Here is a 12,604-nt window from a genome sequence, read left to right as displayed (position 1 = left end):
CAACGTTCTCACTCCTTCACATTGAAGTCATGGGGGATAATTATTCAAATGAGTATGATTGCATTTTACGCCAAATGTCTATGAATAATTGTTCTTATTGGTAAGCAAGTGAAGCAATAAGAACCGCACAGTAACAAGGGGAAACAAAAAGCCTGCAACGAGGCAGGCTTTGTCATAGGTGAGGGGGGAGGAGCTTTTTAGCTAACCTGAGAAAGGTTGACCACTTTTTGTTGCAACTTTTCTTTCAGGTAGTCGGCAAGTGCCTGTTTTTCTTCGTCGTTCATGTAAAGACCAAGTTTAGTACGACGCCATAAAATGTCTTCGTCGGTTAGCGCCATTTCATGATTCATCAAGTAATCGATCTCGCGTTGGTACACGCCGCCTGCTTGCTCTGAGAACGCTTGGCCAAGATCGGCTTCACTGGATGCGCCTTCCATCAAATCCCACGTTTGCGTACCAAACTGAGTCACATAGCGCAGAATCAGCGCTTGCGGTGCCCATGAGTATTTCGCGTGAATTTGTTTCGCTAACTGTTCACGGGTACAGCTAAAGTTACCACCTGGTAGCGTTTGATTTGCTGTCCAGTTACCACCCATTTGAGGTAGGTACGGTTCCAGTTTCTTCATCGCCGCTTCACCGAGTTTACGGTAAGTTGTTAGCTTGCCACCGAATACTGACAACAATGGTGCTTGGTCGTACTCAGCATCGAGCTCTAGCGTGTAGTCTCGTGTGATCGCTTGCGGTGAGTCAGACTCATCATCACACAGAGGACGTACACCACTGTAAGTCCAAACCACGTCTTCACGAGTAAGCTGGTGGACAAAGTGTTGGTTCACGATGTCGATGAGGTAATCAACTTCGTCATCCGAGATCGCCACTTCACGTGGGTCACCTTTGTATTCCACATCTGTCGTACCGATGATTGAGAACTTATCTAGATAAGGAATCATAAATACGATGCGGTTATCTTTGTTTTGAAGAATGTAGGCTTGCGGTTCGTTGTGGATACGAGGAACAACGATGTGCGAACCTTTGATCAAACGAATGTTGCGAGGGGAGGTTTGCTCCAATCCTTCATCAAAGAACTGTTTCACCCATGGACCAGCAGCGTTAACCAGAGCTTTCGCTTTGCGCTCGAAGCGTTGGTCTGTCGTTACGTCATGGATTGTTACGTGCCATACGCCGTTTTCACGGTGTGCTTTTTCAACGCGACAGTAGTTACGTACCTCGGCGTGGTTTTCACGAGCCGCCATAACGTTCAGCAAGACTAAACGAGCGTCATCCACCCAGCAGTCTGAGTATTCGAAACCGGTTTTCATTTCTGGTTTTAGCAAGCCAGATTTTGCAAGGTTGACGGTTTTACTGCCTGGTAGAGTTGTGCGTTTGCCCAAGTTATCGTAAAGGAATAGGCCACAGCGGATCATCCAAGCTGGGCGTAGGAATGGGCGATGAGGCAAACGGAAACGCATTGGTAGAGCGACGTGTGGCGCTTTACGTAGAATCACTTCACGTTCTGCGAGCGCTTCCGAAACCAAACGAAACTCGTAGTGTTCAAGGTAGCGTAATCCACCGTGAATAAGTTTAGAACTTGCTGAAGACGTTGCTGATGCAAAATCGTTAGCTTCATATAAACCGACACTCAAACCGCGGCCAGCTGCATCAGCTGCAATGCCAGCCCCGTTAATGCCGCCACCGATAACGATCAAGTCTAAAAGAGTGGATGAGCTAGTTGTGGAAGTATTTTTTTGTATACTCATGAATTTGACCTCTTGGTGAGCGAACGAGCATTTTAGAACATGATTTAATCCTAGCTCAGGTTTCGTTTGTGATCATCTATTATTTTCGTTTGTGAGCGTTTTGTGTGATTTGGGCATAAAAAAACCTCTGTCTAATTAAGACAGAGGTCATTTTGAGGTTCAAATTTGAGCGATTTATCTATTCGGCGTCTGCTGATGTTACATTCGCTTCGACCACTTCGAGGGGAATTGCGGCGTCTTTTAAGATCGCGAGAATTTCTTCTGGTGGCTGTTTGTTAGTAAATATCATGTTCAGTTGCGCGATGTTGCCCAGTTTCACCATGGCATTGCGACCAAACTTGGTGTGGTCGACGGCGAGAAATACGCTGCGGCTGTTGTCGATGATCGCTTGCTTCACGCGTACTTCGTGGTAATCAAAGTCCAATAGGGAACCATCAAAATCGATGCCACTGATGCCGAGAATGCCAAAATCTAGACGGAACTGTTTCACGAAATCGAGCGTTGCTTCGCCTACGATACCGCCATCGCGGCTGCGGACTTCACCACCTGCTAAGATGACCTTGATCTCTGGGTTGGGGAAGAGAATGGTTGCCACGTTGATGTTGTTGGTGACAACGCGTAGCTGCTTGTGGCTCTTAGTGAGCGCACGTGCGACTGCTTCTGGTGTTGTGCCGATATCAATAAATAGCGTCGCGCCGTCAGGAATGTGTTTCACCACCTCTTCTGCAATGACATCTTTTTCATTGAAGTTAAGCGCTTTACGCGTGTTGTAAGATGTGTTTTCAGAACTGAGAGGGATGGTGGCACCACCGTGATAACGACGAATTTTGTTGTCGTCTGCGAGTTCGTTGAGATCGCGTCGGATGGTTTGTGGGCTGACATTGAATCTTTCTACCAACTCATCCGTGCTGACATAGCCTTGTTTTTTCACCAGTTCAACAATCTGCTGGTGTCTAGGTATTTGCTTCACTTACCACTCCCTTGTGCATTGGTAACGGCCAATGCTTCAAATTCGAAGCTCTATTGTGCTCGAATTTGCGCGTTGTGAGAAGTAAAGGCAGGTAGGAATCGGGGATAAGACGCAAAAAAGAGCGCTCAAATGGCGCTCTTTGTTCGTTTGGGGTAAAAATTAATCGTCTTCGTCGTGCAGTTCAGACCAAGTTTGCGCACATTTTACAGCGCGTTTCCAACCTTTGTAACGACGGTTGCGTTTTTCTTCGTCATCATGCGGTTCAAACGTACGATCAAGCACTGCTTTATCTTGCAGCTCATCAATGCTGTTCCAGTAACCAACCGCTAAACCTGCCAGGTATGCAGCACCAAGAGCCGTTACTTCAGTCACTTGTGGACGATGTACTTCTGTGTTTAATACATCCGATTGGAATTGCATTAGGAAGTTGTTTGCTACCGCACCGCCATCAACACGCAAGTTTGCGAGCTTGATGCCAGAGTCAGCTTGCATCGCATCCAATACGTCACGAGTTTGGTAAGCGATGCCTTCCAGAGTCGCGCGGATAATGTGGTTTGAGTTCACACCGCGAGTAAGGCCAACAATGGTGCCACGTGCGTAAGCATCCCAGTATGGAGCGCCAAGGCCAGTAAAGGCTGGTACTACATAAACGCCGTTCGATGTGTCCACTTTTGTTGCGAAGTATTCAGAGTCTTCTGCGCCGTTTAGGATTTTCAGTTCGTCACGCAGCCACTGGATAGAGGCACCACCCATGAACACTGCCCCTTCAAGTGCGTAAGCTGGCTCGCCTTTCGGACCACAAGCTAAAGTGGTAAGCAGACCATTCTTCGAGGTGACTTTCTCTTGGCCTGTGTTCATCAGCAAGAAACAACCTGTGCCGTATGTGTTTTTCGCTTGGCCTGCTTCCACACACATTTGGCCGTATAGCGCCGCTTGTTGGTCACCTGCAATACCTGCGATAGGAATACGAGTACCGCCTTTACCACCGATGTTCGTTTTGCCGTAAATTTCCGAAGAGCGTTTTACTTCTGGCATCATTGACGCCGGAATGCCCATCTCATCCAACAGCTTTTGGTCCCAACATAGGTCGTTGATGTTAAACAGCATGGTACGTGATGCGTTGGTGTAGTCAGTAACGTGAACGCGGCCTTGAGTCATCTTCCATACTAACCACGTATCGACGGTACCAAACAGCAGTTTACCTGCTTCTGCATCTTCGCGTGCGCCTTCTACGTTATCCAGAATCCACTTCACTTTAGTGCCAGAGAAGTAAGGGTCAAGCACCAAGCCGGTGTTGTCGCGAACGTAATCTTCTAAGCCGCGGCTTTTTAGGTCTTCACAAATGTCTGCGGTGCGACGACATTGCCATACGATTGCGTTGTAGACGGGTTTGCCTGTTTCTTTGTTCCAGACGATGGTGGTTTCACGTTGGTTCGTAATACCAATGGCAGCTAATTGGTCGCTTCGGATGCCTGACTTAGCCAAAGCTTCAACTAATGTAGAGCTTTGTGTTGCCCAGATTTCCATTGGATCGTGCTCAACCCAACCTGCTTGTGGATAAATCTGAGTAAACTCTCGCTGAGCGACGCTTACGATATTGGCGTCGTGATCAAGAATAACAGCGCGAGAGCTTGTCGTACCTTGGTCGAGGGCAACAATGTATTTTTGCTCAGTCATGGTAAGAATCCTTTTGTTTCGTTATTTATATTTTAGTAATTGGCAAGCGGTTAAGCTCGAGCTTCTTCTGTTTCTTCTTCAGTATCACATTGGTTTGGAATGGTACAACCGTGACCTTGGCGAGGGAGGTATGCCGCGATCGCTTTTGGATATAACCAACCACCAAAGCAAGCACCCGCAATAGGAGCAAGAAGGGGAACGATAAAGTAAGGGATGTCTTTAGCGCCGGTCAGTGCGTAATCCCAACCTGCAAAGTACGCGAACAGTTTAGGGCCAAAGTCACGAGCTGGGTTCATCGCAAAGCCAGTTAGTGGACCAAGAGAACCACCAATAACCGCAATCAGAATACCAATCAATAATGGGTTCATCGCGCCACGAGCGGCACCGTTGTTTTCATCACCCAGAGCCAAAATGGCAAACATTAATACAGCTGTAATGACGAATTCCACAGCAAATGCGCCAAAGAAAGAAAGAGAAGCGTGTGGGTAAGTTGAGAAAATACCAGCCGTTGCAAGGGCGTCTTGGCTGCTACGTACAAAGTTGTGTGCGATTTCGTAATCGGTGAAAAGGTTGCTGTACAAGCTGTAAACCAAAGCGGCAGAGAAAAATGCACCTAACATCTGAGCGATGATGTACGGCACTACTTTCGCTTTATCGAAACCATGAAACATCGCTAATGCAATGGTCACGGCTGGGTTGATGTGTGCGCCTGAAACGCCGGCAGTACAGTAGATCGCGATGGAGACACCTAAGCCCCATACAATACTGATTTCCCATTGTCCAAAAGATGCGCCTGTTAACACTAAGGCTGCGACGCAGCCAACGCCGAAGAAGATGAGTAGTCCTGTACCGATGAACTCGGCCAAACATTCTCCGAGCAGAGAGGGGTGTTTGTTGGTTGTCATGTTAAGAGTCCTATAGTTATTTTTGCTTATCTAGCACGATAGTATTGTGCACATATAAACGTTTGCGAAAACAAACGAGCGTTAAAAATGAGCGTTTGAGCATGAATTTGTTAACCAAACTCTTCGTTTTTGTTAAATGGCGCATCTTTTGACCAGAAAGGAAACTGATAGAAAGCTCTTTATAGGGATGAGTGAGTCATTTTCAGCGCTCAAATTACCGATGTGAAAACAAACGCACAACTGGTAAGAGGAGTTTTGTGAAGCTGGTTCGTCAATGGTGGATTATCGTTCAATAGTTTGTGTAAAAAGTAATCCCTAAGAGGTAGTTAAAGCCAGATACAGCAAAGGCTTGGGGGGAGATCCTGAAAGAAAATAACTAGAACGCACGACGATAAAATCGGACTCGCGTATAACGAGAGTATGATATGGATTTTGCCTTCCAAAAGTGTGTTCATTGCGCTAAGTGTACGAAATGTACACCTCAGTAGAACTTGGTTGTTTTTGGACTCTTTATTTCGTTTGAAACTAAACACCAAACTTTTCCTTCACTTTTGTTATTACTGATTTTTCCTTAGCTTAATGCGTCATGCAGCACCGTTTATCTCGAATTTGTGTTCCTATTCGAGCCTTTATTTTGTTTAGTTTCGAATGTGAGTGATTAAATGTTCTTTTTTGATCAAGAAAAGATATTAACGAATTCTGAGTAAAGTTGAACTGCTGTCTAATTAATGGTGGCTAATTTGCTGTATTTACTAATAATTAATTCCTATGCAACATTTATCACAGAAATTAAATCCTAACCTCATACAATGCAGAAACTTTCGAACGAATGTTAATTTTGTTTCGTTCGCTCCTTTCGGGTTCTTTACCATCGCATATACATAATGAGGTTCCTATGTTTGGAATATTCAAACCTAAGGCGCACATTGATCGTCTATCCCCGGATAGCATTGATAGCACCTATTCTCGCCTCCGTTGGCAACTGTTCATCGGTATTTTTGTTGGCTACGCTGGCTACTATTTGGTTCGTAAAAACTTCAGTTTAGCGATGCCGTACCTCATCGAGGAGGGTTACAGTCGTGGTGACCTTGGTGTTGCTTTGGCCGCTGTTTCAATCGCTTATGGCCTTTCAAAATTCTTGATGGGCAGCGTGTCTGACCGTTCTAACCCGCGCTATTTCCTCAGTGGCGGTTTGTTGATGTCAGCTTTGGTTATGTTCTGCTTTGGCTTTATGCCATGGGCAACAGGCAGCATCACGGCGATGTTTATTCTTCTATTTTTGAACGGTTGGTTCCAAGGTATGGGGTGGCCGGCCTGTGGGCGAACCATGGTGCACTGGTGGTCACGTAAAGAGCGTGGTGAGATCGTTTCGGTTTGGAACGTGGCGCACAACGTGGGTGGCGGTTTGATTGGTCCACTATTCATTTTGGGTCTGTGGGCATTTAACGATGATTGGCGCACCGCATTTTATGTACCTGCATTTTTCGCCACTTTGGTTGCGGTGTTCATTTGGATGACGGTTCGAGATACGCCTCAGTCTTGTGGTCTACCGCCGATTGAAGAGTACAAAGATGACTACCCAGATGACTACGACAAGTCGCATGAACAAGAAATGACGGCGAAGGAAATTTTCTTCAAGTACGTATTCAACAATAAACTGTTGTGGTCGATTGCGATTGCAAACGCGTTTGTTTACTTGATCCGTTACGGTGTGTTGGACTGGGCACCCGTTTATCTAAAAGAAGCGAAGGACTTCTCGGTAGATAAATCGTCTTGGGCTTACTTCCTATACGAGTGGGCGGGTATTCCTGGCACGTTATTGTGTGGTTGGATTTCGGACAAACTGTTCAAAGGCCGTCGTGCACCTGCAGGCATCTTGTTCATGGTATTGGTAACGTTGGCGGTATTGGTTTACTGGTTCAACCCTGCGGGCAACCCAACTATCGATATGATGGCTCTTATCGCGATTGGCTTCTTGATTTACGGCCCTGTCATGCTGATTGGTTTGTATGCACTTGAATTGGCGCCGAAAAAAGCAGCGGGTACTGCTGCTGGTCTAACTGGCTTGTTTGGTTACTTAGGCGGTGCGGTGGCTGCGAACGCGGTTCTTGGTTACACCGTGGACCATTTCGGTTGGGATGGCGGTTTCATCATTCTAATTGGTTCATGTATTACTTCTATCGTGTGTTTGACGTATGCGCTTCTAGGCGAACGCGCACACCACGAGCAAAAAGAGCGCGAAAAGGAGCAAGAAGCGCTAGCGTAATATTTATTTAAAGAGGCAGTGGAATACTGCCTCTTCGTTTTATCAAGGATATAACAATGAAAACCAAGTCAGTATGTCTCACATTTTTAGCGCTTAGCCTATCTGCTGGCGCACTTGCAAAGCCGCTTGTTATCGCTCACCGCGGCGCTTCTGGTTATTTACCAGAGCACACTTTAGAAGCCAAAGCTTTGGCTTATGCAATGAAACCAGATTACATCGAGCAAGATGTCGTGATGACGAAAGACGATCAGTTAGTGGTGTTGCATGACCATTACTTGGATCGCGTCACGGATGTAGCGGAGCGTTTTCCTGATCGCGCACGCGAAGATGGTCGTTATTACGCGATTGACTTTACTCTGGCTGAAATCAAATCTCTGCGAGTCACTGAAGGGTTCAATATCGACGAAAACGGCAAAAAAGTTGCCGGTTATCCAACCCGATTCCCAATGTGGAAATCTGATTTCACTGTACCGACGTTTGCTGAAGAGATTGAACTGATCCAAGGCCTTAACAAGACGTTGGGTTACGACATCGGTATTTACCCGGAAATTAAAGCGCCTTGGTTCCATCGTCACGAAGGTAAGGACATTTCTAAAGCGGTGCTTAAAGTCTTGAAGCAGTACGGTTACGACTCGCAAGACGACAAAGTCTACCTGCAGTGTTTTGATGCGAATGAACTGCAACGCATTAACAGTGAGTTGATGCCAGCAATGGACATGGATTTAAAGCTCGTTCAGCTCATGGCTTACACCGATTGGAACGAAACTATGGTGTACAAAGGCGATACAGCAATGCCATACAGCTATGATTGGATGTTCGAAGCCGACGGCATGAAGAAAGTGGCGAGTTACGCCGAAGGTATTGGACCTTGGAAGCCGATGCTGGTGGATGATAAGTCAACCAAAGACAATATCATAATCAAGCCGTTGATGAAGGCTGCAAAAGACGCTGGCTTGCAAGTTCATCCATACACGTTCCGTGCCGATCCAGGACGCATTCCTGCGTACACAGACAGCTTTGAAGGCATGATGGATGTGTACTACAACCAAGTGAAAGTGGATGGTTTGTTTACTGACTTCCCAGATAAAGCAGTCAGTTTTTTAAATCAGCACTCACACATTTTGCTTTAAGCTAAAAAAATCCCCCAACAGTTTCCTGCTGGGGGATTTTCGTATTCTTATTAGTTGTTTTTATGCAGTTCGCTGTTCAGTTCAACCGCGCTCTTGTTTGCAAGACACTCGATTTGACCTGTCACAGAGTTACGACGGAACAGTAGGTCAGAAACACCAGCAAGGTCGCGTGCTTTCACCACTTCGACTTCTTGACCTGCAGAATCTAGCATGCGCACTTTAGAACCAGCAGTCACGTACAAACCTGACTCGATAGTACAACGGTCACCCATTGGGAAACCAAGACCTGCGTTCGCGCCTAGTAGTGAATTTTCACCAATAGAAACCACAACTTTACCGCCGCCAGATAGCGTACCCATGATCGATGCGCCGCCACCGATGTCTGAACCGTTACCAACAACTACGCCAGCAGAGATACGGCCTTCAACCATGCTCACGCCAGTTGTGCCCGCGTTGAAGTTGATGAAGCCTTCGTGCATAACAGTTGTGCCTTCGCCAACGTGTGCGCCAAGACGTACGCGAGAAGTGTCTGCGATACGGACACCAGTTGGAACCACGTAGTCCACCATTTTAGGGAACTTGTCTACGCAATCTACGCTTAGCGTACGGCCAGCTAGGCGAGCTTCGATTTGACGCTCAGCCAGCTCAGGTAGGTCGATTGGGCCTTCGTTAGTCCATGCGATGTTGTGCAGCAGACCGAAGATGCCATCCAGTACTGTGCCGTGTGGCTTAACTAGACGGTTAGAGATAAGTTGAAGTTTTAGGAAGCCTTCAGCAACAGATTGTGGCTGTTCATCCGTAGCTAGGATAACCAGTACAAGCGGTTGTGCTGATTCTGCTGCTTTGGTTGCGAAAGATGCGTTTGCTGCATCGCCGTTTGCTTCGAATGCTGCCGCAAGTTCTGCACTTTGTGCCGCAGAGATCTCGATAGCTTGGTTGCCTTGCTCGTAACCTGCTACTGCAGCCAGTGCGTTAACAAGTGTGTCGCTTGGGTTAAGAACTGGGTTTGGGAAAAACGCTTCGATGATTTTACCGTCGCGGTTTTTAGTTGCCGTACCAAAGGCTAGAGAAAAGAAAGCCATAGTTGATCTCCATGTGTTGAGTCTTGTGTCTCGTCTGTTCACTGACAAGAAATAATTACGTTGTCAGCCATCATAAAGAGTGTATTGGGGAGTTTAAAGGGGGGAAATGGAGAAAGTCTGTAGATGGATACCTTTTGTCTTTTGGGAGATATGTCTGTCTGATGAGAAATGTAGCTACGAGGTGGTCTATTGGGAGAGTTTTGCTGAAATTCAAAAAGGCAGTTTCTCGTCTCGGATCTAGAAAGAAAGGGCGTTCTTTCATTATGATCTATGCTTTTAGGCATAAAAAAACGCCACAAGATGCGGCGTTATTTGAAGGGCAGTCATTGGATTATGCTGCGTCTTCTTGCTGTTCTTCTTCAACAGCTTCAAGCTTTTTTGCTTTCTTTGGTGCAGGTTTACGTTTTGCACCGATTGCGTAAAGCAATTCTTCTTTGTTTTGCGCAAGGAACATCGCAAGATCTTCTTGCTTACCTTCGTCTTCTAGAAGTTCACTTTTACCTAGCAGCGTGAATAGTTCATCTGCCATATCCAGCATTTTGTCGTATGCGTCAGCTTCCGCTTTAGAGGTAAAAGTCATTTTCTCTTCTCCATTGCGTTCTACCACGTACTTGACGATTACAGCCATGGTTGGTCCCCTAATTTGGTGTATTGATACTGGCTTTTTATACAGTTTTTGACCAATCAAGTCTAGCCACAAGCCTCAGAATGAGAGACACGTACAACTAACTGACTAGCATTTAAACTATCTTGGTTTCACTTTGCGGATTTATTCCCCAAAGGAAGGTTGGTTGGTCGTTCCCAATCTTGGCAAAATTCGATAAACGTTTTGAGCAATGGGCTTTGATATTTCTCTTTATGAACCAGTAACCAGAAGCGGCGTTTCATATCTAAAGGCATGTCGAGCAGTTTTACACGACCGTCACGAATAGCAGGTTCTGCAGACAAGCGTGACAAGCAGCCTAAGCCCAGCCCAGCAGATACTGAGTTGATCAACGCTTCGGTGGTATTGAGCTGAAAAGCTTCATGCCAATGTTCCAAGCGCGGCGCGACAACGCGCATAAAAAATTCGCGTGAACCAGATCCCGCCTCTCGTAATATCCATTCACTGTTTTCTAGCTCGGTTAAGTTTACTGGCCCTTCGTGCGCGGCTGGGTAATCGGGCGCGCAAATCACGCACATTTCATCTTCGCTAAACTGGGTAGACTGCAATTCAGGGTGAAGTGTTTTGCCTTCAATGAGGGCTATGTCTAACTCGTAATCGGTCAGCATGTCGCAGATTTGTGCGGAGTTAGAAATGAACAGGCTTTGAGAACGATGGTTCGTTTGCTGACGAAATTCGCTAAGCAAATAGGGCGCGACTTGGTTGCCAATGGTGTCGCTGGCACCAATGCGAAGTTGGCCCGATAGCGCTTGGTCACCATCGAAAATGCTCTCGATGTCCTTGGCTCGGTTGAGTAACTCATCCGCCAGTGGCAGCAGTTTTTGACCTTCTTGGTTCAAAATCAGTCGGTTATTAACACGATCAAACAAGTGATGGCCGATCTGCTTTTCTAATTCTGAGAGTGCCATGCTCACAGCGGCTTTTGATAAAAAGAGACTATCAGAAGCTGCTGTGAGCGTTTTGTGTTGCGTGATCGTCGTAAACACTTTCAGTTGTTTAAGAGAAATGTGACTTGCCATACCCCACCGTTAAGTAATTTTGAACGTTTGTTTTAAATAATTAGATATATCGGAACGAAGTGCAAGCGTATTATACGCTCCATCAAGAGTGAGTCTGGTTGAGGTCATCATGATTCAAAGAACAAAAGCAAAAGTAATGGGAGCACCAACTCCGATGGCGGGTTTGGCTCTTGGTATTGCAAGCTTAGGCTGGAGTTGGGAAAACTTCGCCGAATTACATGGCTACGGACAGTGGATTAGTGCGGGTATCGCGAGCGTATTGTTGGCTATATTGGCAACCAAGTTTTTGCTACATAACCATCTATTGAGACAAGATCTTGCTCATCCGGTTGTGGGCAGCGTGGTTCCGACATTTGCGATGGGCACTATGGTGGTATCGAACTCTCTCGGCCATTTTTACCAATTGGCTGGTGATGTACTTTGGCTGATTGCAGTGGTTCTGCACATCGTGTTCTTGGTGAGCTTTGTTTACCATCGCGCCAAAGATTTTGAATTGCACCACATGGTTCCTAGTTGGTTTGTACCGCCAGTGGGTATCATCGTTGCGGATGTGTCTTTCTCTGGCAACCCGATGTTAGCACCAGTGGCACAAGGCGCATTGATGTTTGGTATGGTGGCGTATGCGATCATGTTGCCGATGATGATTTACCGTTTCATGTTTACCCATGAAATTCCGGATGCAGCGAAACCAACAATGGCAATCATGGCAGCGCCAGCAAGTCTATCATTGGCTGGGTACTTAACGGTCACTGCGACACCATCACCAGTGATCATCGCTATGCTATTTGGTATCGCGGTATTGATGACAGCCATCATTTACCTCGCATTCTTTAAATTGCTTAGACTGCCATTTAGCCCAGGCTATGCGGCGTTCACTTTCCCGATGGTGATCGGTGCGACGGCGCTGTTTAAAATGGCGAATTGGATGGAGTTGCAAGGATTGGCTGCGCACTATGTTCAACAAGTGCGAGGCTTAGCTGGTCTTGAGTTGATAGTGGCAACATTTGTTGTCTCTTATGTGGCTTTACAATACATCAACAACTTATTGATTCAGCCACGCTTGATGCACGCGCATCACGCTTAAATAGCAGATAGGAATAAGCCTCTTGGTCTTACAACCAAGAGGCTTTTTTA

At 46.4% G+C, this 12,604-nt stretch carries 10 protein-coding genes; 3 read left to right on the top strand and 7 right to left on the bottom strand.

What is annotated here, in order from left to right:
* Window positions 1–197: 197 nt before the first annotated feature.
* The 4 genes from glpD to ACF8EG_RS06360 all read right to left on the bottom strand — a co-directional run bounded on the left by glpD (window position 198) and on the right by ACF8EG_RS06360 (window position 5,309).
* Window positions 198–1,757 (bottom strand): glycerol-3-phosphate dehydrogenase, encoded by a 1,560-nt coding sequence (gene glpD, locus ACF8EG_RS06375; RefSeq protein ID WP_005456665.1) that lies wholly within the window; start codon window positions 1,755–1,757, stop codon window positions 198–200.
* Between the two features lie 178 nt (window positions 1,758–1,935).
* A complete protein-coding gene (locus ACF8EG_RS06370; protein ID WP_005456614.1) occupies window positions 1,936–2,727 on the bottom strand; it encodes a DeoR/GlpR family transcriptional regulator in 792 nt (263 codons plus the stop codon).
* A 159-nt stretch (window positions 2,728–2,886) separates the two neighbouring features.
* The gene (glpK, locus tag ACF8EG_RS06365; RefSeq protein ID WP_005456578.1) at window positions 2,887–4,404 is read right to left on the bottom strand and encodes a glycerol kinase GlpK; all 1,518 of its coding nucleotides are present in this window, start codon (window positions 4,402–4,404) and stop codon (window positions 2,887–2,889) included.
* Window positions 4,405–4,454: 50 nt separating this feature from the next.
* Complete coding sequence (locus tag ACF8EG_RS06360; protein WP_005456607.1) at window positions 4,455–5,309, bottom strand: MIP/aquaporin family protein; 855 nt, start codon at window positions 5,307–5,309, stop codon at window positions 4,455–4,457.
* Window positions 5,310–6,204: 895 nt separating this feature from the next.
* On the opposite strand from ACF8EG_RS06360, the gene glpT reads away from it, so the two are divergent.
* Entirely contained in the window at window positions 6,205–7,575 is a 1,371-nt protein-coding gene (gene glpT / locus ACF8EG_RS06355) for a glycerol-3-phosphate transporter (RefSeq protein WP_005456512.1), read from the top strand.
* Window positions 7,576–7,631: 56 nt separating this feature from the next.
* The gene (glpQ, locus tag ACF8EG_RS06350) at window positions 7,632–8,705 is read left to right on the top strand and encodes a glycerophosphodiester phosphodiesterase (protein ID WP_069507376.1); all 1,074 of its coding nucleotides are present in this window, start codon (window positions 7,632–7,634) and stop codon (window positions 8,703–8,705) included.
* Between the two features lie 50 nt (window positions 8,706–8,755).
* Here glpQ and dapD read toward each other — a convergent pair whose 3' ends face one another.
* The 3 genes from dapD to ACF8EG_RS06335 all read right to left on the bottom strand — a co-directional run bounded on the left by dapD (window position 8,756) and on the right by ACF8EG_RS06335 (window position 11,470).
* Entirely contained in the window at window positions 8,756–9,787 is a 1,032-nt protein-coding gene (gene dapD, locus ACF8EG_RS06345) for a 2,3,4,5-tetrahydropyridine-2,6-dicarboxylate N-succinyltransferase (RefSeq protein ID WP_005456577.1), read from the bottom strand.
* 331 nt (window positions 9,788–10,118) lie between these two features.
* Window positions 10,119–10,415: a YebG family protein gene (locus tag ACF8EG_RS06340; protein ID WP_005482297.1), complete on the bottom strand. Its 297-nt coding sequence runs from the start codon at window positions 10,413–10,415 to the stop codon at window positions 10,119–10,121.
* Window positions 10,416–10,543: 128 nt separating this feature from the next.
* The gene (locus ACF8EG_RS06335) at window positions 10,544–11,470 is read right to left on the bottom strand and encodes a LysR substrate-binding domain-containing protein (RefSeq protein ID WP_005482339.1); all 927 of its coding nucleotides are present in this window, start codon (window positions 11,468–11,470) and stop codon (window positions 10,544–10,546) included.
* A 109-nt stretch (window positions 11,471–11,579) separates the two neighbouring features.
* Here ACF8EG_RS06335 and ACF8EG_RS06330 point away from each other — a divergent pair, with 109 nt between their 5' ends.
* Entirely contained in the window at window positions 11,580–12,554 is a 975-nt protein-coding gene (locus ACF8EG_RS06330; RefSeq protein WP_045545035.1) for a TDT family transporter, read from the top strand.
* Window positions 12,555–12,604 lie beyond the last annotated feature (50 nt).

The sequence above is a fragment of the Vibrio sp. YQ_11 genome (genome assembly GCF_043103065.1).
Lineage (GTDB): Bacteria > Pseudomonadota > Gammaproteobacteria > Enterobacterales > Vibrionaceae > Vibrio > Vibrio parahaemolyticus.
This window is presented reverse-complemented; position numbering and strand designations above follow the sequence as displayed.